A 25,804-nucleotide genomic window follows, 5' to 3' on the forward strand; every position below is an offset into this window, starting at 1 on the left:
TACTGTCCGGGTTCTTTGAATCCTGAAAAAATATTTTAATTTTCTACAAAAAATGACTTAACTTTTTAAGCCTCCGACTCGATAAAGTATGTGAAAGGAAGATGAAGATGATTTTCTTCTGCAAAGCTGTTTTAACCTGATTTTGCAGGGCAGTTCATTGTACACGCTTCTTGCAGACACAAGTGTCAGATTTTTACGAAACCCGTAACGCGGCTGGTACCCCGCAGAGGTTTCAAACTTCTTAACGCTTTATCTGGAAAACCAGAAAGCGTCCTATCATCCAGGGAAAAGGATTTCCCTGATACATATTCAAGGAGGAAAAACACATGAGAATTCAGCACAATATCGCAGCTTTAAACTCTTACAGACAGTTAGGAAGCAACAATGGTTCCGTATCTAAGAACCTTGAGAAATTATCTTCTGGTTACAGAATCAACCGCGCAGGTGATGACGCAGCTGGTCTTGCTATTTCTGAGAAGATGAGAGCACAGATCACAGGTCTTGAGACAGCTTCTAAGAACGCAAACGACGGTATTTCCTTAGTTCAGACCGCTGAAGGTGCTTTAACAGAAGTTCACTCCATGTTAAACCGTATGGTTGAGCTGGCTACACAGTCTGCAAACGGAACCTATCAGGATAATGTTGACCGTGAGAACCTTAAGAAAGAGGTTGACTCTTTAAAGAGTGAAATTAACCGTATTTCTGAAGGTACAAACTTCAATGGAATCAACCTGTTAGATGGTAGCCTTGGTAAGACAACTGGAGCACCAAATACCATGGTTGCAACTGGAAGTACCATTGGAGCTACTGCTATAGTAACAAAGGCATCAGGTGCGTCTCTTTCTGTTAATGATCCTGCAACCGCTGCTGTAAATGAATCTCAGACGGTTGGAATCACTGCTAACGCAGGCAAGATTACAGTAACAGTTACTAATAATGCTGATGGATCTTCCAAGACTTCAGTTATTGATTTGGCAGAAGTTACCACTCGTACGAATGGAGCAAATGCAGGACAGGCATTGGGTTCTGGTGCTAATGCTTTAAAAATAGGTGAAACAGCAAGCATCGATCTATCAAGTGTAGGTCTTGGTAGAATTGAGATTACAGGTGCTGGAGCAGGTGCAGATGCAGCATCTCTTGCAACTGGTTTAGCAAGTGCAATTTCAGGTCAAGGAACAGCACCTGTAGGATCAACTGTAGGTTCTGGTCTGGCATTGCAGATTGGGGATTCAGGTGAAGACTTTAATGCACTGACAGTGAGCGTTGGTTCCATGAGTTCAAAAGCTCTTGGTCTTGATACCGTAGATGTCAGCACTCAGAGTGGTGCTAAAGCTGCTATTAAGACAATTAAAGATGCAATTAATACAGTTTCTTCTACTCGTGGTGATTTAGGAGCTTTACAGAATCGTCTTGAGCATACAATTAACAACTTAGGTGTAACAACAGAGAACATGTCTGCAGCTGAGAGCCGTATTCGTGACGTAGATATGGCAAAAGAGATGATGAACTATACCAAGAATAACATTCTGGTTCAGTCTTCTCAGGCTATGTTGGCTCAGGCAAATCAGCTTCCTCAGGGTGTATTACAGTTATTAAAATAATATAATTTTCTAACTTATTTAAAACTAATTGTCCCTCGAAAAGCATAGATCTTTTCGGGGGATATTCTATAGAATTAGTGAGGTAACTGATATGTTACATTCTGTACGATTGTCTCAATGTATGATTGTCAAAAATGAGGAAAAAAACATCAGGAAAGCTTTGGAGTGGGGGAAAGGTACTGTTTTTGAACAGATTGTTGTTGATACAGGTTCAGATGACCGTACTGTTGAGATTGCCAAAGAGATGGGAGCGAAAGTTTTTCATTTTCCATGGATTGATGATTTTTCAGCAGCAAAGAATTTTGCAATCAGTAAAGCTAAAGGCTCTTGGATTGTATTTTTGGATGCAGATGAGTATTATTCAGCGGAAAGTACTACAAAGTTAATTCCCATCCTGGAGCAAATAGAAAATGGTATCTATGAAGCCAAAAGACCTCATGCAGTGAGGAGTTCATTGTTGAATTTGGATGATAAGGGACAGGTTTTTTCAACTGGGATACAAGACAGAATATTTTGCAATATGCCTACATTGCGTTATCAGAATCGAATACATGAATCGTTATATATTTCAGATGGTAGTGAAATGCTTGTCGTAGACGCATCAAGAGAGCTGATTATTTACCATACTGGTTATACAAAACAAATTTATCAAGAAACCGGCAAACTAGAACGAAATGTTCGAATGCTTCGAAGCGAAGTAGCGGAGCACTCTGATGATTATAATGCATGGTCTTATTTAGGGGATTCTCTGTTTGCGATGGAATCTTATGACGAAGCAGAAGAGGCTTATTTACATGTAATAGCCAATGGGGACAGAGTCCTTTCGGAGGGAAGAAAGGAAGCAGTATTCTGCAATTATTTTAAGTTGAAATATCTAAATGATTCGGGGATAGAAGAAGAACTTTGTGATATTTATGAGAAAGCAAAAGCCATTGGGTGTACATCTCCGGATTTGGAATGTTGGTTTGGTTACTGGTACTATAAAAAAGAGGATAAAAAGAAAGCTGTTTTATATTTTGAAAGAGCACTGCAATTACTTGATCAATACCATGGAACTAGTTTTTTAGATATATCTGGTGCATTAATTGAAATATACCAAATTCTGTTTTATATATATAGGGAATTTGGACAGGTTTCTGAAATGATAAGGTATGGTGTATTGGCGCTAAGGATGGATTTGTACTTAATGCCGATACTTAAAGATATTATTTGTCTTTTAAAGACTGAAAAGGGAGAAATCCTTACTGGAGAGTCAACTTTTAATTTTCTTTTAAAATTATATAATCCAACTTCGCTGAAAAATAAGTTGTTTTTGTTGAAAGCAGCGGAATTAGCAGATTTTTCTGCATTGGAAAGACGGATTTATGGATTGTTCTCAGTAGAAGAAAAAAGTATACTGGATAATAGTCAATAGGAAAGAGCCTTTGGTTTTTAAGGTGATGAATATTAAGAAAATATCAATATATGTCGAAATATATTTTGCAATAAAGGATAAGGTCGACGTAGAAAGTGTTTTTATGTACATATGGGATTGGGTTTGTTATAAAAATTTAATGATGATGATAAATTAGTTCATTGTAAATAAATGGCAATTTGCCATGGGAGGTGTGGCGAGATTGAAGATTTCCGTGATTATGCTTACATATAACCGGGGAAAGTTGGTTAGCAGAGCTATAGAGAGTATATTAAATCAGACCTTTCGTGATTTTGAGTTTATAATTGTCGATAATGGCTCTACGGATCTAAGCGGTGTAATAGCTGATTCATATGCTGCCAAAGACAGCCGTATTCGAGTCATTCATAGGGAACGTGGTAATATTGGTTCCGGACGCAATACGGGCCTCGATATTGCAAATGGTGAATGGATTGCTTTTGTTGACGATGATGATTGGTGTGAGCCAGATTTCCTTGAATTTCTGATAGATTTGGCCATGGAAAATAATGCTGATATAGCAATTTGCGGGGCAGAAAAGGAGGAAAATGGTCGACATTCACTTATTGGCATTGAGGAAAAGGTTGTGCTTAATGCTGAAGAGGCAATAATTGAATTAATGTGGCGTAAACGTTTTAATAACGGATTTCCTACAAAGCTGTTTAAAAGTTCCCTGCTATCAGAACTTCGTTTTCCAGAAACCGGGCTTTATGATGATATTCACTTAATGTATAAGGCGATAGCAGCTGCAAATTCTATAGTTTCATATGGAATAGTAAAATATCATGTTTATCGTCATGAGGGAAATAATTCTGCTGCAACTTCACAAGACAGAATGATTACTTCACAGTACCTTTGTGATTACCGCGCAGCTTATCGTGAACGGACAATTTGGCTCTGTGAACGATTCCCGTCTAACACTTATTATTGGTGTTATTTTGAATGGTCATTTATGATCTCTATGGTGAATAAAATCATTAAAAATGACCTTACGGGTTGTACAATTCACCTTAACGAAATGCAACAGGAGCTTTCGAGACATCGTGAAAAATTTATAAATGCGCCATGGATACTTGAATATGAAAGAGAGTGGGTATGCAAATATGCGTAAACTCGCAGAACAACTGATACAAAAGGCAAACGGTAGAAAAATCGTTGTAATTGGTGCAGGGACATTTACTTCTGTTAATATGCGTTTGTTAATAGAACTTGGAATTGAAATAAGCTTTTTTGTTGATGCAGATTACAGTAATCGGAAATTTTTTGAATATCAGACTGGTTTTAAGGTAATGCCGTATTGTTCGATTAATCGTGATGAGCATTATGCTTTTATATTTCAGATAACCGATAGTGTAGTGAGTTCAATAATTTCTGAGTTAAAAGAAATTGGATATAAAGAACAGGATTATTCCTCATGGACGGAACTCTCTAATCGTAATTTAGTATATAAAAATATGACTATTGGTAAAAGGGTAAGTTCGTACGATGCTATTTTGGGCTGGAGTTCATTGGTAAACTCTATTGGGCATTATTCATCAATAAATCGCACTGTTCAAGTCGTAGCTGACCATAATATACAACATCTTACAATTTCTTCCTGCATGAGTGCTGCTCCTCCTGCAATGACACACAGCTTAACAATAGGAAATGATGTCTGGATAGGCGCAAATGTGATTATTAACGCTTCACGAGTAAAAAGCATTGGTAATGGAGCTATCATTGGTTCTGGAGCAGTTGTGCTTGAAGATGTTCCAGCTTATGCAGTTGTAGCAGGAGTACCGGGAAAAGTAAAGAAGTATCGTTTTAGCAAACCCCAAATCGATATACTCCAACGAGTGAGATGGTGGGACTGGGATGAACTTACGTTAAAAGCAAACTCAGACTGTTTTACTGATATCAATATATTTTTTGAAAGATTTTGTTAGCTGACTAACAAGTTCAGTTGGTTGAAGCGTGAAATGGAGGATTATTTATAATGGCACAAATCAGTAACATTTATCATAAGAAGCGGGTTCAGCTTTGGACCGTAATACCACTGGACACTCCATTTGTAATTGAAGTGGAACCTGTAAGTTATTGCAATATTAAATGTAAGTACTGCCTGCATTCGCTTCCAAAGAAAGAAATATTAGACAGTGGTCATAAGTTTGAGTATATGAGCGATGAATTATTTGATCTCATGTTAAAACAAATTAATGAGTTCCCCAATCGGATAAAACAAATTGGGTTTGCTGGGATGGGAGAACCATTATTACATAAAAAACTGCCTTTTATGATTGAAAAGTTAAAAAAGTATGCGGGTATTCAAAGAATAACAATAACAACAAATGGTATTGCGTTGTCTCATCAACTTACAGATGATTTAATAAACGCGGGATTAGACCATATTAAGATTTCAGTCAACGGAATTTCAGAAGAGGATTTTAGAAAAAATTGTGCAGCGGAAGTTGATTTTGATAAGTATCTTGAACAAATTGAATATTTTTACCATCACAAAGGCGGAGCCGAAATCGCCTGTAAAACTATGGATACTTGTATTGGTGAAGATGAAAATGTTTTTTATGAAATGTTTAAAAATATTTGTGATACTATGAGTATTGAAAAAACAATCAAGGTTTTTCATGAAGTTTCATACGACAATATGATAAGTGATGATAATAAAGTGTTAAGTCGATATGATATGCGGAATGAAGAGGTGAGAGTTTGCGCTTCACCATTTTTTAGATTCGCAGTGAAGGCAGATGGTCAGGTATCTGCATGCAGGTTATATAATGGTTTGACTTTTCCTGACTTTAATATTAAAAACAGGAGTCTTTTCGATATATGGAATAGTGAGGAACGTCACAATATGCTGTTAGGTGTGTTAAAAGAAAAAACCGATGGGTTAAATTCCTATTGCAAAGACTGCACATTAAAAGATGATTTTGCTTTTGAATCGGATTTGTTAGACGATCATGCAGAAGAATTATATAATAAATTAATTCGCGCGTGGGAGGAGAGAAATTTATGAAACAAAGATTCCTCATATATGGTCATGGAGGTTGTTATAACCATGGTGGAGAAGCATTAGCGCTGTGCGGAATAGAGGTTTTGCGCGAACGTTTTCCAGATTGTCACATTATAGTTTCTTCACATAATCCGGATCAAGACCATGAATTCCATCTGCCTGCTGATGAAGTAGTAGGGCGTGATGAGACTTATTTGTCTTCTGAAATCAGTTCTAAATATTCGATTGAGAATAATGACAAAATATATAAGTCAACAATAGATCGAATAACTTCAGATACAATTTGTATTCATCTTGGTGGTGATAATTATTGCTATTCTAATTGGATGAGATACGCCAATATTCACTATAGGGCTATTGAAAAAGGTGCTAAAAGTATATTATGGAGTTGTTCAGTAGATCCGGATAAAATAGATAAGGATATGCTTGAAGCATTAAGAACGCATCATTTAATTACTGCAAGAGAAGATGTAACTTATAAAGCATTAATAGAACGTGGAATAAAACAAGTCGTAAAAGTATCCGACATCGCGTTTCGGCTTGCGCCGAGTGCAGTTCCATTTGAACTTGACAATTATGTCAGTATAACATTTGGTCCGCTTGCTGCAAAAAAAGAAAAGGTTAGTGGAATAGCTTTACACTGTTTTCAGAATTTAGTGGATTACATACTTGCTGAAACGGACCTGAATATAGCTTTAGTACCCCACGTTATTTGTAAAACAGATAGTGATATTGAAATGATGTCACAGATTAATACACATAATTCACCACGTATTCGCCTTATATCTGAACGTTATTCAGCATCGCAGTTAAAATACATTATCGGTGGTGCGAGATTTTCTGTTACACTTCGGACTCACGCGTCCATTGCCGCATATTCATCCTATGTTCCAACGTTAGTAATAGGTTATTCTGTTAAATCTAAGGGGATAGCCAAAGATTTAGATTTATCGGAATACGTACTACCAGTTAAAGAATTACGAAGGGATTTTGATATAGTAAATGCTTTTAAAAAACTTGTTGATGATGAAAATGTCATAAAAAATAAGTTACTTCAAAATATTCCACAATACGTAAAAAACTCAATTACAGAAGAATCGTTTGATTTTAATAGTTAGGTAGGAGATAATGAGCCGTATTTACATTCAAACAATCGCATATAACGCACAATCAACAATTCACCGTTGTGTAAAAAGTATATTGAATCAGACTTACAGAGGGGATATAACCTGGGATATATTAGACAATGGTAGCAATGATGACACATTACAGATCCTGCTTAAGTATGCGGAACAAAATCCTCAGTTGAATATATATCATATTGATAAGAATTGCAGTCCTAACGATGATAAAGAACATGCTATTTGGGATAGATTTTACCGAAGAACCGGACTTGACATTTGCGATGATAATTATTTTTGTTTATTAGATAGTGATGATGAGTATAAATGTGACTTTATTGAAAAAGCACTTTATTTTATGAACGAAAATAGTCTGGATATAGTTGCGGTTGGAAGTGATTTTATAAACTCAAAAACGAATACTATTGGGGGGATTAGAAAAATCCAACAGAATTTAGTTTTATCAGATGCAAAAGCATATAGTGAATATTTTTCGGAGTATCATCAGTTCTTCCGGACGGTTTGGGGAAAGTTATATAAGATGTCTCTTTTAAAAGATTATTTACGAAACGATATGTTAAGTTACGGTAATGATACATGGTTTGCTTTTTACACTATGGCTCAAGCTGAACGCGTTGGAATCCTTGCCGAATCTTTGCATAAATACTATATTTCACCTAAATCTGTATCATATAAATGGGACTCAAAACGCATAGATTCTGATGTTATCCTTCATAAAATGGCAAATGATTTTCTAATGAATAGATGTGGAATTGTTACATCTCATAATGAAGAATTTTTGTTATTGGTTTATATGAATGCAATTAAGGATACGCTGAATGTGTTATTGAATTCAGATGTTTCAGATGAGGAGAAACTCGTTAATGTTCTTAATATCTTTTCACATCAATACACAAAGCAACTTGCAGCTCGCAATCAGCTCGGGGCATTGTGCGGTAGTATTTCTTTATTTACCGGACAGCGTAAAGACTTATTTAAGATTGTTATGGATTGGTTACTTGCACGTGAAGAAGTGCAGGATGAGCAAATGGAGCACTTTTGTCAGGTTGGCGAATTTATATGTGCTGTGGTGGAGAATGCGAGTGGTTGGGTGTTTTTCAACAAAATATTAATAGAATATCTAATTGACATGGGGCGTGTAGACGATGCGAAAATTAAATTGTTCGATATTCTGGAATTGATACCCGATGACAATGAACTTTTATCTATGAAAGAAAAATTAGAGTCTAATTAAGATGTAAGTGCTTCAAAAGATGGCGTCATTCCATATGCATTTTAAAAATGGTATTCTTCCACAATATGATTATCAACTGGTGTTACTGGAAGATACATTTGTTGAAGTCCTGGTCAATGATCCGTCAAAAGAAAAGAAAACTGGTGCAGCCAGCCGCGAAATAATCGTCAATTGGAAGGACTTTTCAATTTTTGTAAATGACGCACAACACATTCCATTCTTGGCAGAACTGATGCAAAAGCTGGTGAGAGAATGCTGAATCGTTTTACTGCTGTGCGGGCATATCTATCTTGCGATTGGAGCTACCGACTTTCATAAACAGATCAGCCGGAATGCGCGTAAGTGCAGGGAAGTTGTCCGCGATGAGGTTATCATAAGAATCTTGGGATATGGGATTGAAAAATTAGTGGATAAGGTTATCATAAGCATGTATGCAGTTGAGCAAATGCGTGAGAGTGCAGGAAGAATGTATAAGTATGTATGTGTGTTTATGGCAGGAATCCAAACTTTGGTCGGGGCGGGTCCTGCCATCGCTGTTTTCTGGTATCAGGGGTATAATACCACAGGGAAGTAGGATAAAACAATCTGCTGTGAAATACATCAGATAATCCCATTTTTATTTGACTGAAAGATTTAAAATCAGAGGTGAGAATTTGCTTTGTTTACACAAAGGGAATCCATACGCAGATAAATTTAAGCATCATATGCCATTAAGGGATGCGCCCCCCGGCTTTTTCCGATGTGTTGATTAAATTCGTGATTTACTGACACTTTTTAGCACCAGTACTATGCTGATGAACTTTTACAGAGGTAGAGTCTATACTCAGATTTTTATATTCAGCATCTTCATTTAGAGACTGAAAAATCTTCAATAATGTTCCATCATCACGCCATTTGCAAAAACGGCTATATACCGTTTTCCATGAGCCAAAGCGCTCTGGGAGGTCACGCCAGGCAGGGCCACTTCTTGCAAGCTATAGAATTGTATTAAACATAAGGTGATTATCTAATAGGAGGACGCCCTGTCTTTGCAGCTGGAAATAAATTTTGAATTTGTATCCATTGTTCTTCTGATATTTCAAAACGCTTTTGTGCCATATTAAAAATATCTAAGTTTTTTCTTTATATTTTAACTAAAACTTGATCTTTGTTCAATTTATAGTTTTCAGATACGCCCTAGGCGAAAACTTGTCGAATTTGATATTAATGATATTACTGCGTTTTACTTCAAACATTGTAGACTGGTAAAGAATTTAAATATCTTATACCCAATTTTTTATTTAAGTTTGAAGGTTCATGCTGAGTCATAATAAGTATATCAGTTAGAAATAGCCTTTCTAGAAAGAGGAAAATGAAATGATATATATAATTACAACAACCCATAACTCAAAAAAAATGTTAAGTCGAGCTGTAGATAGTGTGCTTAGGCAATCATATAGTGATTTTGTGTATTATCTTATAGACTGTGCAACAACAGATGAAACAAGGCAAATGATTTGTAACTATGCATTAAAGGACAAGCGAATCCGTGTGGTTTATGATAATGATAGCTCAAATATAGAAAATATATTGTCGCGTAAATTTTCTGAAAATGATTATATCTGCACTCTTGATGTCAATCATGCATACGATCCAATATTTCTAGAAACGATGTTGCAGTTTGCGTCTGAATATGATTTAGATATTGCATGTTGCGGTAGCGATAAGTTCGGTATCGCAGAAGAAGTAAATTCCTCAGTAAGTGTAGACAAAACACTTGTATTAAAAGCTGAAGAATTCTCCACGTATTTCACTGAATACTTTGAGTTTATGAAGTTTATTGAAGGAAAGCTATATAGGGCGACGTTAGGGAGTAAATGTATTGAGAAAAATAAAGATTCACTAGGGAATTGTACAGACTTAGATGATTTTGAAAAAGTATCATCTGCGTTTCAAAACTCACAACGTATTGGATTTTTTTCGAAAATATTGCATTATGAATATGCTAACCCAGAAGTAATCACAAACGCAGAAAAATTAGATAATTTTCATAAAGATAATCTTCGCTATGAACAAGTTTTCAACTATCTTATGCAGATTAAAGCCGATTGCCCACGTAATATAGAGTTTTTACTCTATTTATACATGAACGGAATGGAAGAAACACTTCAAACATTGCTGACAAAAACTATTAAGGATTCCGAAAAAATTGACATTCTATTTGAGATTCTTATGTGCCCAGCCTCAAGAAAATTAGCATCAGAATCGCAATTAGGTACGCATTTCGGTCAAAATGAGCAATGGACCGCAAAACGTAACCGGATATTTGTTGCTTTGAGGGATTGGTTGCTCTCGCGTGAGGAAGTGTCGGATGAGCAGGTTGAGCGTTATTGTGCTATTGGAGAAATCGCAGCTGCAATAACGGAAACTTCAGATGCATGGATATCGTTCAAAAAAATTCGTGTGCAATTTTTGGTGGAAAATAAACGCTACGGGGAAGCTAATACATATATAAAAGAACTTAGAGAATTAATACCGCAGGATTCTGAGGTGGCTTCCATTAACTATAAATTAGAATCAATTATGTCTCGTCATCCCCAAAAAGTAGCTATTATAGGCGTAAATGATTATGGAATGTTCCTTAAACAGAGAATTGACCAAAGTGGTGATGAATATAACCTTATCGTTTTCTGTGATGAGACAGGGAAAAGTATAGATAAGTATTTAGATAACAAGAAAATAGTATCATTAGAAGTTCTTACTCAAATGTATAAAAATCTGGAAATTGACACTATTATTATTGCTAATGTTTGTAATGCATATCGAGCGATACAAAATGCGCTTCGTTTACTTGGAGTTCCTGAATTCTATGTAGTAAACCAGTTTTATTACATGCGCCACGTTGAAAAAGGTGATTTGGCAAGTGAACTGATTAGAGTAGATGTCAATAAGCCGGATTTAAAATACTATGAGACACACGTTGTAGATCATTGCAACCTAAATTGCAAGGCCTGTAGTCACTATTGTAATTTAATTAAAGAACCTAAAATGTGCGATCTGGAACAGTATCATAAGGATGTACGGAAGCTGGGTGATCTTTGGTGGAATGTATCAAGGTTAAGGCTCATGGGTGGTGAGCCATTACTGAATCCTGAGCTGCCAGAATGGATTAAGGTTACACGCGAGGTGTTTCCGGCAGCCGATTTGTCTGTTGTTACGAATGGATTGCTTCTTGGCGAGCATCTGGCTCCGTTATTTGAAGTTATGAGAAACTGTCGCTGTGTATTTCATATCTCGGCATATCCTCCGATCTATGAAAAACGTGAACAAGTTGCTGCCCTTCTAAAAAAGCATGGTGTATATTGGGGGTGGAGCGGTGATACTATCCCAATACAATCCTTCAACAAGTCCGTTATACTGAATGAATCGTATATTGGAGATCCTGCTGATTCGTGGACACGTAGAAAATGCGGCTCAACTATATTATGTAATTTTTTGCGTGATGGTTACCTATATCCTTGTGGTTCTGGTGCACTAAATTACATATTTGAAGATTGTTATGGGGTGAAAACGAGGCAGTATTTCGATACCGAAGTATCAAAACTCAGGATTGACTTGCACAATACTAAGCTTGATGGATGGGAGCTAAATAATATACTAGATAAACCGCATGAGGCATGCAGATACTGTAACCCTGATCGAAAAATCGAAACTGTCCCTTGGACAGCACGTGGAAAAATTAATGTACCAATGTGTGATTGGGTGATCGATTGCTAAGCAAAATGCGAAAAAGTGTTTAAGTGCTTCAAAAGATGGTGTACTATTCGGTTTACATTATTTATGCTAAGCTGAAGGCATCATTTTTTGAAGCATTTTTTATGTTTTAATGTAAGCTGGCATCTGTAAGGCAGTTCTTTTGACCACGGAAGATACTCAACCAGAAGTTCTGGATATTGAGATGATGATTTACGACATGATTTGCCGATTAAAAATATTTCTCTAAAAATTTGACTTAAAAATTTTTGCAGAAATTATCTATACAATATCAAAGATTTATTATACGAGTAGTTCTATCGTAATTATATAGTAAAATTGTTACATATATGAATAAAACAATATTATAAACTTAGAACTGGTAACTGAAAAACGAACGAAATGCGCAAAAATTACCAAAGAATTAACCCACATTTACCCACCCCACCTTAAAAAATATAGTAAAATTTAGCTCTCCCAATCCCAGAAAACCCCGTAAATACGGGGTTTTCTGCTATTTCCTAATTTTTCCTTACGAAAAACCGTGTCGAATTCTTAGAACTTTCTTGACATTATTTGTAATAAAATGTAAAATGGAGTAAGAAAATTACAAAAAATGAATGATTTTGCATCTGACTGTTAAAATTTAACTATTTTTTCCATTTTGTAACAGTCCGAATACGTCATAATGGCAGATTGCCGGTAGAAATGAAAGTGAGGAACAATCCGATGAATGCAATTTTTGGGAACAGCATTTCCATGGCGGAAAAATCTCTGGATTATTTGTGGTCAAAGCAGCAGACGACACTTAATAATATCGCGAATGGTGAAACCCCCGGCTATAAGGCCAAGTATGTGACCTTCGAAGACGAATTTCGCAACAGGCTGTCGGCAGCGAGGAGAGGTACTTCTGCGGAAATCGGTAAGATTATCAATGGCTCCAGATACTATGTGCGAAACACCAATGATGAATCTGCAAGATTAGATGGCAATAATGTCAATACAGATGTGGAGAATGTGGAACTTGCAAGGACTACCCTGCAGTATCAATATGAACTGAATTCTTTAAACAGTGATATCAGCAGACTTCGTACAATTATTAAAGGTTAAAACGGGAGGCACATAAGATGGAACAGATGTTCATAACGCCCATTCGCTCATTGGATTCCATTGGGGATATAGGAGCAGATAAAAAGGTGGTATCCGGCCAGAATGGAGGCCCTTCATTTCAGGATATTTTTAAAGAGGCAGTTGAGAATGTAAATACAACGGAATCAGACTTAACCAGACAGCAGTATCTTTTGTCCACCGGACAGATTGATGACGCACATACAGTGCCTGCTGCAGCGGCAAAGGCCCAGTTATCCGTAGAACTTTTAACAGCACTTAGGAATAAGGCATTGGAAGCTTATACGGAAATTATTCGTATTAGTATTTAAAACAGATAACAGGGCGGACGTACGCGATGATGGAAAAAATTAAGGATTTATTGGGTAAACTAAGTGATAAGACGAAAAAGATTATTATTGCGGGAGTAATTGGCGTATTGGTGATCAGCGGTGCGGTCGTTGCAGCACTGTCCATGCGGCAGAAACCGTATGAAGTTATGTTTACCGGGGTGAGTAGTGAAGAAGCAAAACAGATTATTGGAAAACTGCAGGAAGACGGGGTCGATTATCAGTACGACAACGGTGATATAAAAGTTCCTACTGAGAAGATGGACACCACAAGAGCAAAGCTGGTGTCAGAAGGATATCCCAAGAGCGGTTTTACATATGACGTTTTCAGAAACAATGTTAATCTTATGACTACAGATTCAGATCGTCAGACATTTAAACTGTATGATCTGGAGACAAGAATTGGATCTACGATTCAGATTTTTGATGGAGTAAAAGAAGCATACGTTACAATAGCCCTGGGAGAAACTTCTAAATATGCACTGTCTGAAGACAGCGCCAAGGAAGCGAGTGCCCAAGCTGTTGTCGTTATGAAGGACGGTGGATCGCCGACGGAAGAACAGGCGAAATCCATTCAGCTATTAATTTCAAAAAGTATTCCCGGAATGGTAATCGATAATGTTTCCGTGTTTGACGGCAACGGACGTGAGGTATCAACCAATTCCAATGACAGTGATGCAGATTCCGGAAAAGCAGCCGATGAGATATCAAAACTGATCGAAGACCAGATCTCTGCTAAGGTTATGAATGTACTGGGACCGGTATACGGAAACGGCAATGTGCGGGTATCCGTTAAAGGCACAGTCAACATGGAAAAGCTGATCAGGGAAAGTATCGTCTATAATACACCGGAAAAGATTGATGAGAAGGATAAAACGGGTCTTACTTCTGAGGAATCCATTTTCAAGGAATATTCCGGAGACGGACAGACTGCATCAGGAGTTGCCGGTTCAGAGGCCAATGCTGATATTCCCCAGTATAATGCGGGTGGACAGAACTCCGATAATGCATATGGGTCCAGCAGCTTAGACAGAAAATACTTATTAAACCAGATCAAGGAACAGGGACAGGTTAATCCGGGAAGTATCGAGAACCTTACCGTTTCTGTGGTAGTCAATGGCAATGACTTTGGTTCACTGTCTGTTGATGATATACGTAATCTTGCAGGAAATGCTGCGGGAATTGCCCAGGCAGACCGGGCGGAAAAGATTACTGCTGTAGCAGCGCCATTCTACACAATTGAAGTGCCGAAAGAGCCTGATCAGCCTGCAGAGGCGAGCACCAATGGTATTCTGATTAATCAGTGGATTCTCATCGGGGCATTGGCTGGAGTACTGCTTCTTCTGGTTATTATTATTCTTATTATTCGGCGCAGAAGAAGGAAAAGAGCGCTTGCTGAGGAGCTGGAAGACAGCCAGGAGGATATGCCGATTCTTCCGCAGATGCCTGATACAGAGGAAAAGGAGATTGAGGTCCTTGCTCCTGAAGAAGACAAAGTTGCGGAACTGCGTGAAAGCGTCCGTGAATTTGCAGAACAGAATCCTGAGATTTCAGCACAGCTATTAAAGACCTGGTTAAATGGAGGAAACAATAATGACGACTAATCTAACGCCGGAACAGAAAGCGGCAACAGTTATTGTTTCACTCGGCGTGGATAAGGCTTCCAAAATATATAAGTATCTGAGTGAAGAGGAGATTGAAAAATTAACCGTCGAAGTTGCAAAACTCGGACATGTTGAGTCAGATACTACCCATGCCGTATTGGATGAGTTCTATAAAACCTGTTTAACTCAAAAGGTGGTAACAGACGGCGGACTGGAATATGCAAGAACTGTTCTGGAAAAGGCATTTGGAGAGAGTACAGCCAACAGCCTGCTTCAGAAAGTAACCCAGTCCCTTAAATCCAGATCCTTTGGCTTTATCCGGAAGAGTGATTCCAAGAATCTTTTCTCTATTCTACAGCATGAGAGAGCACAGACCATCGCGCTGGTTTTATCCTATACCAATGAAGAGATGACGGCACAGCTGATCTCTGAGCTTTCTCCTGAGAAGCGCCTTCAGGTAGTGGAATCCATTGCCAGAATGGAAAGCGCTTCTCCGGAAGCCATTAAGATTGTAGAGAATGAGATTAAGAAGAAATTCTCCGGTATACTTACAACGGATTACACAACCGTTGGCGGTATCGATTACATAGCAAACGTAATGAACCATATGGACAGAGGAAACGAAAAACTTATCTTCGACGAATTGGGAAGAAAAGATGCAGAACTGGCAGATACCATCCGCAAGAAGATGTTCGTTTTCGAAGACATTATTACAATGGACGACAGATCCATTCAGCGTTTTATCCGCGAATGCGATATGAAGGATATGGTTTATGCGCTTAAGAATGCTAATAAGCAGATTACAGATGTTATTTTCAACAATATGTCAACCCGTATGAAAGAAAGCATTCAGTCCGACATGGAAGTTACAGTTAATGTACGTCTGAAAGATGTAGAAGAGGCACAGCAGAGAATTGTTGGCATTATCAGACGTCTGGAAGAAGAGGGCGAGCTGATAATCAGCAAGGGCGGAAAGGATGATATCATTGCCTAATATTATCAAGGGTCCTGAGGCTGCGGATCGGGTTCTGGAATATGGATTTAAAGAAAAATTTGAAGATATATTGGTGAAAAAAGAAGCAGCCGGTCCCGAAGCAGAACAGTTTGAGCCGGATGAGGAAGATGAGTATCTTCAGGTCGCCGAGATTTTTGAAAAAGCGTCTGGCAGGGCAGAGGAGATTGTAAGGCAGGCAAAGGAAGAAGCTGAGAAGATACTCGCAGATGCCAGAGAAAACGGTTATCATGACGGTTATGAAGCCGGATTGCAGGAAGGACGCGAGATTGCGTACGAAGAGCATAAGGAAGAACTGGATATGCGGATGAAGGAATTCCGTGAAACCATTAAATCAACCATAGAAAGTGTTACAGAAGAAAAAAACAGGATTCTGGAAACCTACATTGATGATTTAAAACGGGTCACTTTAACCATAGCGGAAAAGGTGATACAGACCAGCTTGAAATCAAGCGGTGAGATTATTAAAAGAATGATAGTCGCTGCTGCAGGAAAACTGAAAAAAACTCAGTGGGTGAAAATTTACGTGTCCCAAAAGGATGCCGGAATGATGATCCAGGGAGATGTGGGACTGTTAAATGAGCTCTCCCATATATCCGGAAATATCAAGATTATTGCCATGGACCATTCAGAAGAAGGGACATGCATCATTGAACTTCCGGAGGAGATTATTGATGTCAGCGTAAATACCCAGATAGAAAATATTAAGGGAATTCTTAATAACGCAAGACTGTAGCAGGAGGAATCCGTATGTTCAAAGATTTATCGGACTTAATCATGAAAACAGAGACCATTGACCATATCGGCAAGATTGAAAATATTGTTGGTATGTCTATGGAAGCATCCGGAGGAAAGGCCAGCATTGGGGATATCGCTTATATTTACAATGAGGACAGGAAAGAACAGATCCCTGTGGAAGTGGTTGGATTTAAAGATGATAAGATTCAGCTTATGGCCTATGAAAACATGAGCGGAATAGCAGCAGGAAGCTTTGTAAGAAATACAAGAAGACGTTTGAAGATCCCTGTGGGAGATTTTTTAAGAGGCCGGATTATAGATGCCAAGGGAGAACCCATGGATGGGAAAGGACCTTTTGAAAATCCCAAGTATTATTATGTTGAGAATCCTTATATCAATCCCATGACCCGCCCTCCCATTACAGATCCGCTGGAATTCGGTGTCAAGGCAATCGATGGTATGAATACCATCGGTAAGGGCCAGCGTATCGGTATCTTTGCAGGCAGCGGTGTTGGAAAAAGTACTTTGCTTGGAATGATCGCCAGAAATGTCAAGGCAGATATCAATGTTGTGGCACTGGTTGGAGAGCGTGGCCGTGAGGTAAGAGAGTTTATTGAAAAGGACTTGGGTCCGGAAGGAATGAAACGATCTGTTTTGATAGTGGCGACTTCGGACCAGCCGGCTATGCTTCGCATGAAATGCCCGCTGGTTGCTACCACGATTGCAGAGTATTTCAAAAACCAGGGGAAAGACGTACTCCTTATGATGGATTCTCTCACACGTTTTGCGATGGCTCAGAGAGAGATTGGTCTTGCCATCGGTGAACCTCCGGTAGCAAGAGGTTATACCCCTTCCATATATGCTGAATTTCCAAAACTTCTGGAACGAAGCGGTAATTTTAAAGAAGGTTCCATTACCGGAATTTATACAGTTCTGGTAGAAGGTGATGACACCAACGAACCCATTGCCGATACCGTGCGTGGTATTGTAGACGGCCATATTGTACTGAGCAGAAAGCTGGCGAATGCCAATCATTTTCCGGCAATCGATGTAAGTGCCAGTATATCACGTCTTATGACCAATATTGTATCTGATGAGCACAGAAAGATGGCCTCTGAAATCAGAGATATTTTGAGCCTGTATGAAAAGAATGAAGATTTAATTTCCATTGGCGCCTATAAGTCGGGAACCAATCCGAAACTGGATGTTGCCATAGCTAAGATAGAGAAGATCAATAATTTTTTGTGTCAGGGGATCAATGAGAATGACAGCTATGAAGAAATACTTGAGAAGATGAGAGCAATTTTAAAGTAAACTCTGTGAAAGAAGGCTGAAGATGAAAAAATTCAATTTTCCTCTTGATACTGTTTTAAATTATAAAGACCAGGTGCTTGAGAATCTCAAAACGGAACATGCACAGATTCTTGCCAGTGTAGCACAGCAGGAAAAGCGGATTGAGGAATTGATGGAAAAGAGCCAAAGTGCGGCTGTCCGTTACCGGGAAGATACCCTCTGCGGGGTTACTGTCAATATCATGAGAGAATATGAACGCTATATAACGTTTATTCAGCAAAGAATTGTTACGGAACAGGGGATACTTTTGAAGCTTAAGAAAAAAGAGGAACAAAAGCGCACCGAAGTGATTGAGGCTAAAAAAGAAAAAGCTTCCATTGATAAATTAAAAGAAAAAAAGCTGGATCAATACAACAAAGATGTGTTAAAAAGTGAAGAGCTGTTTATCGAAGAGTTTGTCTCTAATACGATGTCAGTTCGCAGCAGCAGGTAGTCCTGCCGGTTCAAAATCCGGCAGTTACCATAAAATCAATGCCTCAAGGCAGAATAGAGAAAGGAGGGAAAACAATGGAGATGAAAACAAACAGTGTGGAAGTTATAATCAGGCAGATGCCAAAATCTCAGAAGACAGAAGATACATCAATAAATGATTCTTCCGGTTTTAAGAAAATGATGAGAGAGAAAGATTTAAAGAAAGACACTGGAAGCAAAGACAAGAAGGATTTGAATAAGGATCTTGAAACTGCAGCTTCAAACGCAGGGGTACCTCAGGCGCAGCAGGATGGAATAACCCGTGAAACGTTTGATGCTCCTGATCAGCAGAAAAAAGATGCGCTGATTGCAGGCCTGGAATCTTTAAAAGGTCAGATGCCGGTTTCCTTAGATTCAAAGGAAGAATCCGGGGATACGAAATCTATGGATTCATTTCAGCTGCTTAAGGAATTTCGCCTTAAGAACTGGAATCCGAAGGATGACAGTACTTTGATTCAGGAAAAGGAAGACTTCAATGCATTAAACAGTCTGATGCCAAAAAAGATGGTGCCGGATTCCCAAATCGGACTGGTGGAACAGGATAAAAATGCTGCTCCGTTAAAAGTTGGAGAAAAGGAAGAAGTAAAGGGACCTGGAGAAGCTCTTTTAAAAATGAGCGGACTGGAAAAATCTGTGTCAGAGAAGGTTATTACAGAGTATGGCCCCGGTGTGACAGAGAAAAAACTGGCGCAGGCTGATGGACCAGGATATCGGTTGAAAACAGATGAAAAGAATCGTCTGGATGACGAAGATGCCGCACAGGATAAGTTTCCTGGTATGTTTCAGGAAAAGCTTATTGCACCGAGGCAAATGTCTGAATTAAGTACCCACAAAGCTGAAACAGCTGCCACTGCCTTACCGGTTCAGAATCTGGAAGAATTGAATGCAAAGCTTTCAGAAAAAATTATATCACAGATTGAAACAGGCAGAAAGAGTCTGGAAGTGCAGCTGGAACCTCATAACCTGGGAAAGATTCTTATCAAAGTAGCCTACGAGAAAGATCAGGTGAGTGTATCTGTTGTCTGTACGGAAAGCAAGACCTTAAAGATGCTGTCCCAGTCGGCCGGAGAATTAGGAAGTATCCTGGAAAACAACTTAGAACGTCCGATTCATGTGATTGTAGACAAACAGCAGCCGGATTACTTAAATAATAACCAGGAACATCAGGGCAATGGGAGAGAACAGCAGGAACACAGGCAGAATCATTCCGAAAATTTTGGTGAAGATTTTGTACAGAAACTGAGACTTGGTATATCAGACATGGATTCTGATGAGATCAGTGAGTAATTTACGATAAGGAGAAAAAAATGGCTAGTACGAATGCAGTAGGCGGCACAGGCAATCTGCTATATAACTCAGCTGCAACAGATACCGATTCAAAGGTTAAAGAAAAACAAAACAGTGAATTATCCACAGAAGGTTTTTTTAAACTTTTAGCGGCTCAGCTTCAGAACCAGGATATGTCAAGTCCAATGGACAACTCTGAGATGATGACCCAGATGACACAGATTGCCATGATGCAGGCAATGGATAACTTCTCCACATCAATGGATGATTTTGCGCAGGTAAACACAATCAATTACGGCACTTCCATGATGGGAAAGTCGGTTTTAGTGGGCGTTCTTGATAAAAACGGTAATGTGGAAAAGCATAACGGAACGGTAACCCGTGTGGATATTTATAATGGAATACCTACCCTTTATCTTGATGATGACGTGAAGACAGGATATCTGGTGTCTGGAGTAATGTCTGTTTACGAAAAGGGGCATGAGCCGGTTGATGAAACTAAAACGGATACAAACACTGAGAATACAGAAAACAACGCTGCTGATAGTGCTAACGTGGATTCAACGGATAATAAACAGACGGTATAAACAAGCAATATAGCTGAATGGTTTTCAGTATGATATGGTTGGTGATTGAAAATGATAGGAAAAATAAATCAATTTGAAGATGTCCGGCAGCTGAAACTTCGCAGTGCGGCAGGGGTAACGGAATGCGGCAACAGCTTCAGTGATGTTCTTAACAGCCGGATTGGAGAAGAAAAGCTTCACTTTTCCAAGCATGCGGCAGAACGGGCAAATCAGCGGGGGATCGACGTTACACCATCATTTTTAGATGATCTGCAATCTGCTGTGGAAAAAGCTCGTTTAAAAGGCGCGAAAGATGTTGTTATTATCAGTGAGCGGGGGGCGTTTATTGTGAATGTTCCTAATAACACAGTGGTAACAACCATGTCAGGAAATGAAATGAAAGAGAACATTTTTACCAATATTGACAGTGCCGTTTTATTATAGCTGGACCATTTATGGGGGCTTAACCTGGATGTCTGACTGACATCAGGAGGCGGCAGTTTCAAAGAGAGAAAGGATAAAAAAATATGGTCAGATCAATGTTCGCTGGTGTTGCAGGACTTAGGGCACATCAGTCAAAGATGGACGTTATCGGTAATAATATTGCAAACGTAAATACATGGGGATATAAAGCTGCGAGCATGTCTTTTAAGGATGCTATGTATCAGAACAGCAGTTCCGGATCTGGTGGTAACACCGAAACGGGAGGGATCGGTGCTGTAAATGCGAACCAAATCGGTTATGGAGTTACTACTGGCGCAATTACTTACGATTATTCAACTGGTAGCATGTCACCTTCTGCTAACGGTTTGGATTGTATGATTGATGGAACCGGATTTTTCATTGTTGGTCCCATGCTAAATGGCGGATCCTTGTCATTAGAGAGGGATGATGCAGTAAAGTCAAGCGGTCTTTATTTATCGCGAGTTGGTAAATTTAAAGTGGATCCCAATGGTTACTTAACAGATGACAGTGGTAGTTACGTATATGGATTCAGTTATGACCAGGACAGCAAGGAATATGCAACGGGATCACTGGTTCCATTAAAGTTGCCGAATCAATCGGTGATTAATAAGCTAAAAAATGATAATAACAACAATGCAGTAACTGCAGCTAAGAAAGCTCTTAGTGATGCACAGGCTGCATACAATAGTCAGAATGCGATTGTGTCAGCAGCAAGACAGGCATATGTAACAGCTCAATCTAATTATCAGGCGAAATATGATTCCATAGAAAATGCTGCAGGTACCATTAAAGGTATTGGTAATTTAGAGTTAGATTTAGCAGCTAAAGAAACGGCTAAGAATACTGCATATGATAATTGGAAGAATGCTACAACAGACCCGAGTAATACCTTAAGAGATACTTATTACGCAAAGCTTAAGGAATATGAACAGGCTGATTATGAATTAATTGAGCTGAAGGCTCAGCTGATAGCACCTACTGCGGAGAGTACCATCCCAACTCCTGATGATTATTTTACCAATTATCAGGACAAATTAGAAGATTTTCGTGATGCTGATCCAACTTTACCAGGTTATGCTGGCATAAAGCAAGATTATGAAGATGCAAAAAAAGCAATGGTTGATTTTACAAACAAATTGAGTACATTGGAAGATGGTTCTCTTCAAAGTGTTCGCGATGCAGCTAAAATTGCGGTGAGTACAGAAGAGACAAAACTTGAAGCAGCCAAGAATGCTGTAACGAAGGCACAGGCTAATTTGACCACAGCTCAGACCACTGCAGCATCTTCAAGCAGCAGCACTAGCAGTGGAACATCTACAGACGATGCTCTTGCAGAGTTTGCAAGCTATAAGATTCAGACGGATGGAACTATTGTTGGTACTACCGCAAATTCTCAGCCAGTTAATATCGGTAAGATAGCGCTGGGAAGTGTTCAGAACATGGGCGGTCTGGAAAAAGATTCCGGCTATTATTACACTGTCGGTGCCAGTGCCGGTAATGTAAGCGTATTTGAGGGCGGTGGCTCAGAAGGCCGTATCATGGGCAATTACTTAGAAATGGCCAAAGTAGACCTCGCCACAGAAATGACAGATATGATTACCACTCAGAGAGGTTTCCAGGCGAACTCCAAAATCATCACTGTAACCGATCAGATGCTGGAAGAATTAGTTAATATGAAACGATAATTGGTTCCACAACAATCCGGGGAGGTATTAACTCCGCCTCCCCGGACTTAAGGAGAGGTAATATATGATTCGTCTTACAAGACTGAATGATGAGGAATTCATTATAAACTGTGCACAGATTGAGCGGGTGGAATCAATACCGGAATCCAATGTTATCCTGGTAAGCGGGAAGCATTATGTAGTGAAGGAAAGTGTTGAGGAAATTATAGACCGGGCGATCGATTACAATGCCCGAATCTATGCCCGCGGGAAGAATATGAAAGATTAATCCGGGAAATGCCTGGACAGTTGGAGGTTATTCATGGACATATCGTTGATTGTAGGCTGGGTAGTTGGTATCGCTCTGATAATAAATGGAATTGGCATGGATAAGCTGGGAAATTTTATTGACATGCCCAGTGTACTTATTGTAGTTGGTGGTACAATTGCTGCTCTGATAGCAAGTTTTCCGTTTAAAACGTTAGCGCAGATTCCAAAGCACATTGCAATCATGCTCAATCCCAAGAGATACGATGCTGAAAAAGTAATTGATACTATGGTTGACATGGCAAAGACAGCCAGAAAAAAGGGATTACTGGTTTTGGAAGAGCAGGCTAATGGCATTAAGGATCCCTTTTTGAAACAGAGCATTATGCTGATCGTGGATGCGATGGATGCGGAAAAAATAAGAGAAATGTTGGAAAGTGAAGTTTCAGCTATGTCAGAGCGTCATGATCAGGACGTCAGCGTATATGAAAAAGGAAGCTCACTGGCGCCTGCATTTGGTATGATTGGAACCCTGGTGGGACTGGTAAACATGCTGAAAGGTATGAATATGGATGGCAACGGATCCAACAGTATAGGAAAGGATATGTCGGTAGCCCTGATCACCACTTTCTACGGCAGTGTTTTATCAAACTTGTTATTTGTTCCTATGGCAAAAAAACTCCGGCTTCGGAATGATGAGGAATTATTGTACAAGCAGATTATAATCGAAGGGGTTTTGTCGATTCAGGCCGGAGACAATCCGAAATACCTGGAGGAAAAGCTATTATCTTATCTTTCCCAGGCGCAGCAGAACAAGATCCTGAAGAAACGGTCAGGCGGAGGCGGTTCAGGTAATAATGCAGATTCCTGATGAGCAGTAAATTTACAGCATTTATTTTAACAGGGAAACAGGTGGTTAATGATGAAGAAAAATAAAAAGCCGGAAGAGCTTGGAAGCTGGATGGATACATATGGAGACATGGTTACATTGTTGCTGTGCTTTTTTGTTCTTCTGTATTCAATGTCCTCCATTGACCAGTCGAAATGGAAGATTCTGGTGCAGAGTTTTAATCCCAGTGCTGTTGAATCATCGGATCAGATTGTGTTGGATGCCAATGCGAAAGATGGTGAGGGGGAATTAAAAGGAAATCCACCTGCGGAAGGCGGAGAGAGTACAGATTTTGACGAATTGTATCTGATGCTGAAAAAAATAATTGATGATCGGAATATGCAGGATTCTGTCGAAATTACACGTGGAGATGGCTTCACATTTATCTCATTTCGTGATAAAGTATTTTTTGATGGAGACAGTTCTGTGCTCAGGCAGGAAGGCAAGGATGTCCTCAGTGAGTTTGCAGCTGCCATGGCACAGGCCAATAACAATATTAAGGAAGTTCAGGTGTTGGGACATACCTCACAGGGTAATCCGGACAGACCAAATAACATACGTAATGACCGTATGTTGTCTGCGCAGCGTTCCGCAGAGGTCATTATCTATCTGCAGAGTCAGAATGCTGTTGCACCGGAAAAACTGGTAGGGATGAGTTTTGGACAGTTTCGCCCTATCGCACCGTTTGATACCAATGAAGGACGTGCAAAAAACCGCCGTGTGGAGATCTTAATAACTAAAAATGATACCGTTGAAAAGTCCCTGGAAGAGTATTACAATCAGGTGTATCACAATAGTGAGAACAATGCGGGCAATTAAATAAAAAGCGGGAGTGAAACAAATGGCTGAAGTATTATCCCAAAGTCAAATCGATGCGCTTTTAAATTCCCTGAGTGGAACCAGCGAGCCTATTGAGGAGATAGAGAAAAAGGAAAATGAAGTAAAATACCGGAAATATGATTTTTACAGTCCGAAGAAATTTACCAAGGACAGACTGAAAATTTTAAAGAGTATATTCGACAATTATTCCAGAATAGCAGGCTCCCAGATCAGCAGTATATTTCGGACTACCAGCGAATTGTCCGTAGTTACCGTTGAGGAACAGAGATATTATGAGTTTGGTAACGCACTTAGTGATAATGATGTTCTTACTGTAGTCAACGTAACACTGCCCAACAACAGTAAAAATCCTCCGCTTCTTATTAATGCAAGTATGACGCTGATGCTCAATTTAATTGACCGCATGCTGGGAGGTGTTGGGGCTGATATTAATGTAGATGAATCTTATACATATACAGAGATTGAAATGGCTCTGTATCACAGAGTGATTCAATATATAATCGGTGCTTTAAGGGATTCCTGGTCCAGCTATATTAATTTAAATTTCGAACTGACAAGGCTGGAAGAAAATCCAAGTATGTTTCAGGAAATTGGTGTGGATGAAACCATTGTTATTGTAGTGATAGATGTAGATATGAAGGAGTGCTCAGGAAGACTGAATGTATGCATTCCAGGTTCTCTTCTTATGAATATTTTTGACATCATGGACAAGCGCAAACATAGTGCGCTGGGTGAAGAAGCCAACAGCCAGGACAACAGGAGAGAGATTATGCATAGTATTAAATCCTCAGATTTACTTGTCAGGGCCCAGCTTGATGATACCTCAATTTCACTTGATGATGTATATAATCTTCATGTTGGAGATGTAATCAATTTGAATACGCCAAAAGATTCTGATGTAAAGCTTTTTGTAGAAGGCCAGCCATGGTTTAAAGGTCAGCTGGGCGTTCATAAGCGGAATGTAGCTGTTAAAATTGATGATATGGCTGTTAAAATTGATGAGCAGGCTGAAAATGGAAATTACCAGACCAGTGAAAGCTGAG

Annotated in this window: 25 protein-coding genes and 1 pseudogene; 25 read left to right on the plus strand and 1 reads right to left on the minus strand. The window is 39.1% G+C overall.

Features of this window, described 5'->3' with window-relative positions; translation table 11 throughout:
- Positions 1-326 precede the first annotated feature (326 nt).
- The 9 genes from DS742_RS03570 (at position 327) to DS742_RS03610 (ending at position 8,990) form a co-directional block, all read left to right on the plus strand.
- A complete protein-coding gene (locus tag DS742_RS03570) occupies positions 327-1,601 on the plus strand; it encodes a flagellin N-terminal helical domain-containing protein (RefSeq protein ID WP_117415655.1) in 1,275 nt (424 codons plus the stop codon).
- A 91-nt stretch (positions 1,602-1,692) separates the two neighbouring features.
- Positions 1,693-3,015, plus strand: coding sequence for a glycosyltransferase family 2 protein (locus tag DS742_RS03575; RefSeq protein ID WP_117415656.1), 1,323 nt, complete (start codon positions 1,693-1,695; stop codon positions 3,013-3,015).
- A 202-nt stretch (positions 3,016-3,217) separates the two neighbouring features.
- Positions 3,218-4,144 carry a glycosyltransferase family 2 protein gene (locus tag DS742_RS03580; protein WP_367575492.1) on the plus strand — a complete coding sequence of 309 codons (927 nt, stop codon included), beginning with the start codon at positions 3,218-3,220 and terminating at the stop codon, positions 4,142-4,144.
- A complete protein-coding gene (locus tag DS742_RS30120; RefSeq protein WP_117415658.1) occupies positions 4,113-4,958 on the plus strand; it encodes a CatB-related O-acetyltransferase in 846 nt (281 codons plus the stop codon). Before DS742_RS03580 ends, DS742_RS30120 begins: the two co-directional genes overlap by 32 nt.
- Before the next feature lie 50 nt (positions 4,959-5,008).
- Positions 5,009-6,043, plus strand: a complete 1,035-nt coding sequence (locus tag DS742_RS03590) for a radical SAM/SPASM domain-containing protein (protein WP_117415659.1) — start codon at positions 5,009-5,011, stop codon at positions 6,041-6,043.
- Positions 6,040-7,158 carry a polysaccharide pyruvyl transferase family protein gene (locus tag DS742_RS03595; protein ID WP_117415660.1) on the plus strand — a complete coding sequence of 373 codons (1,119 nt, stop codon included), beginning with the start codon at positions 6,040-6,042 and terminating at the stop codon, positions 7,156-7,158. The genes DS742_RS03590 and DS742_RS03595 overlap by 4 nt, the downstream gene beginning before the upstream one ends.
- A 10-nt stretch (positions 7,159-7,168) precedes the next feature.
- A complete protein-coding gene (locus DS742_RS03600) occupies positions 7,169-8,416 on the plus strand; it encodes a glycosyltransferase family 2 protein (protein WP_117415661.1) in 1,248 nt (415 codons plus the stop codon).
- Between the two features lie 34 nt (positions 8,417-8,450).
- Positions 8,451-8,675 (plus strand): hypothetical protein, encoded by a 225-nt coding sequence (locus tag DS742_RS03605; protein WP_117415662.1) that lies wholly within the window; start codon positions 8,451-8,453, stop codon positions 8,673-8,675.
- Positions 8,676-8,798: 123 nt separating this feature from the next.
- Positions 8,799-8,990, plus strand: coding sequence for a hypothetical protein (locus DS742_RS03610; RefSeq protein ID WP_117415663.1), 192 nt, complete (start codon positions 8,799-8,801; stop codon positions 8,988-8,990).
- Between the two features lie 187 nt (positions 8,991-9,177).
- Here the strand turns inward: DS742_RS03610 and DS742_RS29970 are convergent.
- Positions 9,178-9,375, minus strand: a pseudogene (locus DS742_RS29970) (transposase); the annotation flags it as partial.
- 397 nt (positions 9,376-9,772) lie between these two features.
- Here DS742_RS29970 and DS742_RS03620 point away from each other — a divergent pair.
- From DS742_RS03620 to DS742_RS03695, 16 genes are all read left to right on the plus strand, one after another.
- Positions 9,773-12,172, plus strand: a complete 2,400-nt coding sequence (locus DS742_RS03620) for a glycosyltransferase (RefSeq protein ID WP_117415665.1) — start codon at positions 9,773-9,775, stop codon at positions 12,170-12,172.
- A gap of 705 nt (positions 12,173-12,877) precedes the next feature.
- Positions 12,878-13,258 carry a flagellar basal body rod protein FlgB gene (gene flgB / locus DS742_RS03625; protein ID WP_117415666.1) on the plus strand — a complete coding sequence of 127 codons (381 nt, stop codon included), beginning with the start codon at positions 12,878-12,880 and terminating at the stop codon, positions 13,256-13,258.
- 17 nt (positions 13,259-13,275) lie between these two features.
- Complete coding sequence (fliE, locus tag DS742_RS03630) at positions 13,276-13,587, plus strand: flagellar hook-basal body complex protein FliE (protein ID WP_117415667.1); 312 nt, start codon at positions 13,276-13,278, stop codon at positions 13,585-13,587.
- Between the two features lie 26 nt (positions 13,588-13,613).
- A complete protein-coding gene (gene fliF, locus DS742_RS03635) occupies positions 13,614-15,209 on the plus strand; it encodes a flagellar basal-body MS-ring/collar protein FliF (RefSeq protein WP_117415668.1) in 1,596 nt (531 codons plus the stop codon).
- Positions 15,199-16,203: a flagellar motor switch protein FliG gene (gene fliG / locus DS742_RS03640; protein WP_117415669.1), complete on the plus strand. Its 1,005-nt coding sequence runs from the start codon at positions 15,199-15,201 to the stop codon at positions 16,201-16,203. The genes fliF and fliG overlap by 11 nt, the downstream gene beginning before the upstream one ends.
- On the plus strand, positions 16,187-16,957 hold the full coding sequence (locus DS742_RS03645) for a FliH/SctL family protein (protein WP_117415670.1): 771 nt from the start codon (positions 16,187-16,189) through the stop codon (positions 16,955-16,957). Before fliG ends, DS742_RS03645 begins: the two co-directional genes overlap by 17 nt.
- A 14-nt stretch (positions 16,958-16,971) precedes the next feature.
- Complete coding sequence (gene fliI, locus DS742_RS03650; RefSeq protein WP_117415671.1) at positions 16,972-18,273, plus strand: flagellar protein export ATPase FliI; 1,302 nt, start codon at positions 16,972-16,974, stop codon at positions 18,271-18,273.
- A gap of 22 nt (positions 18,274-18,295) precedes the next feature.
- Positions 18,296-18,745 (plus strand): flagellar export protein FliJ, encoded by a 450-nt coding sequence (gene fliJ / locus DS742_RS03655; protein WP_117415672.1) that lies wholly within the window; start codon positions 18,296-18,298, stop codon positions 18,743-18,745.
- A 74-nt stretch (positions 18,746-18,819) separates the two neighbouring features.
- Positions 18,820-20,070 (plus strand): flagellar hook-length control protein FliK, encoded by a 1,251-nt coding sequence (locus DS742_RS03660; protein WP_170313353.1) that lies wholly within the window; start codon positions 18,820-18,822, stop codon positions 20,068-20,070.
- Between the two features lie 20 nt (positions 20,071-20,090).
- Complete coding sequence (locus DS742_RS03665) at positions 20,091-20,657, plus strand: flagellar hook assembly protein FlgD (RefSeq protein ID WP_117415674.1); 567 nt, start codon at positions 20,091-20,093, stop codon at positions 20,655-20,657.
- Between the two features lie 51 nt (positions 20,658-20,708).
- Positions 20,709-21,080, plus strand: a complete 372-nt coding sequence (locus tag DS742_RS03670; protein WP_117415675.1) for a TIGR02530 family flagellar biosynthesis protein — start codon at positions 20,709-20,711, stop codon at positions 21,078-21,080.
- A gap of 83 nt (positions 21,081-21,163) precedes the next feature.
- Complete coding sequence (locus DS742_RS03675) at positions 21,164-22,786, plus strand: flagellar hook-basal body complex protein (protein WP_117415676.1); 1,623 nt, start codon at positions 21,164-21,166, stop codon at positions 22,784-22,786.
- Positions 22,787-22,850: 64 nt separating this feature from the next.
- Positions 22,851-23,054 (plus strand): flagellar FlbD family protein, encoded by a 204-nt coding sequence (locus tag DS742_RS03680; protein WP_117415677.1) that lies wholly within the window; start codon positions 22,851-22,853, stop codon positions 23,052-23,054.
- Positions 23,055-23,087: 33 nt separating this feature from the next.
- Positions 23,088-23,903: a motility protein A gene (locus DS742_RS03685; RefSeq protein ID WP_117415678.1), complete on the plus strand. Its 816-nt coding sequence runs from the start codon at positions 23,088-23,090 to the stop codon at positions 23,901-23,903.
- A 48-nt stretch (positions 23,904-23,951) separates the two neighbouring features.
- Complete coding sequence (locus tag DS742_RS03690; RefSeq protein WP_117415679.1) at positions 23,952-24,740, plus strand: OmpA/MotB family protein; 789 nt, start codon at positions 23,952-23,954, stop codon at positions 24,738-24,740.
- A gap of 22 nt (positions 24,741-24,762) precedes the next feature.
- Positions 24,763-25,803 (plus strand): flagellar motor switch protein FliM, encoded by a 1,041-nt coding sequence (locus tag DS742_RS03695; RefSeq protein WP_117415680.1) that lies wholly within the window; start codon positions 24,763-24,765, stop codon positions 25,801-25,803.
- The last annotated feature ends 1 nt before the right edge of the window (position 25,804 follow it).

This window comes from Lacrimispora amygdalina (assembly GCF_003432035.1).
Taxonomy (GTDB): domain Bacteria; phylum Bacillota; class Clostridia; order Lachnospirales; family Lachnospiraceae; genus Lacrimispora; species Lacrimispora amygdalina.

Coding starts and splice junctions, on each gene's coding strand:
- DS742_RS03665 (WP_117415674.1), top strand. CDS start 20,091: ATGGCTAGTACGAATGCAGTAGGCGGCACAGGCAATCTGCTATATAAC.
- flgB (WP_117415666.1), top strand. CDS start 12,878: ATGAATGCAATTTTTGGGAACAGCATTTCCATGGCGGAAAAATCTCTG.
- DS742_RS03670 (WP_117415675.1), top strand. CDS start 20,709: ATGATAGGAAAAATAAATCAATTTGAAGATGTCCGGCAGCTGAAACTT.
- fliG (WP_117415669.1), top strand. CDS start 15,199: ATGACGACTAATCTAACGCCGGAACAGAAAGCGGCAACAGTTATTGTT.
- DS742_RS03570 (WP_117415655.1), top strand. CDS start 327: ATGAGAATTCAGCACAATATCGCAGCTTTAAACTCTTACAGACAGTTA.
- fliI (WP_117415671.1), top strand. CDS start 16,972: ATGTTCAAAGATTTATCGGACTTAATCATGAAAACAGAGACCATTGAC.
- DS742_RS03680 (WP_117415677.1), top strand. CDS start 22,851: ATGATTCGTCTTACAAGACTGAATGATGAGGAATTCATTATAAACTGT.
- DS742_RS30120 (WP_117415658.1), top strand. CDS start 4,113: ATGAAAGAGAGTGGGTATGCAAATATGCGTAAACTCGCAGAACAACTG.
- DS742_RS03605 (WP_117415662.1), top strand. CDS start 8,451: ATGCATTTTAAAAATGGTATTCTTCCACAATATGATTATCAACTGGTG.
- DS742_RS03590 (WP_117415659.1), top strand. CDS start 5,009: ATGGCACAAATCAGTAACATTTATCATAAGAAGCGGGTTCAGCTTTGG.
- fliJ (WP_117415672.1), top strand. CDS start 18,296: ATGAAAAAATTCAATTTTCCTCTTGATACTGTTTTAAATTATAAAGAC.
- DS742_RS03595 (WP_117415660.1), top strand. CDS start 6,040: ATGAAACAAAGATTCCTCATATATGGTCATGGAGGTTGTTATAACCAT.
- DS742_RS03685 (WP_117415678.1), top strand. CDS start 23,088: ATGGACATATCGTTGATTGTAGGCTGGGTAGTTGGTATCGCTCTGATA.
- fliF (WP_117415668.1), top strand. CDS start 13,614: ATGATGGAAAAAATTAAGGATTTATTGGGTAAACTAAGTGATAAGACG.
- DS742_RS03575 (WP_117415656.1), top strand. CDS start 1,693: ATGTTACATTCTGTACGATTGTCTCAATGTATGATTGTCAAAAATGAG.
- DS742_RS03690 (WP_117415679.1), top strand. CDS start 23,952: ATGATGAAGAAAAATAAAAAGCCGGAAGAGCTTGGAAGCTGGATGGAT.
- DS742_RS03695 (WP_117415680.1), top strand. CDS start 24,763: ATGGCTGAAGTATTATCCCAAAGTCAAATCGATGCGCTTTTAAATTCC.
- fliE (WP_117415667.1), top strand. CDS start 13,276: ATGGAACAGATGTTCATAACGCCCATTCGCTCATTGGATTCCATTGGG.
- DS742_RS03675 (WP_117415676.1), top strand. CDS start 21,164: ATGGTCAGATCAATGTTCGCTGGTGTTGCAGGACTTAGGGCACATCAG.
- DS742_RS03620 (WP_117415665.1), top strand. CDS start 9,773: ATGATATATATAATTACAACAACCCATAACTCAAAAAAAATGTTAAGT.
- DS742_RS03600 (WP_117415661.1), top strand. CDS start 7,169: ATGAGCCGTATTTACATTCAAACAATCGCATATAACGCACAATCAACA.
- DS742_RS03660 (WP_170313353.1), top strand. CDS start 18,820: ATGGAGATGAAAACAAACAGTGTGGAAGTTATAATCAGGCAGATGCCA.
- DS742_RS03645 (WP_117415670.1), top strand. CDS start 16,187: ATGATATCATTGCCTAATATTATCAAGGGTCCTGAGGCTGCGGATCGG.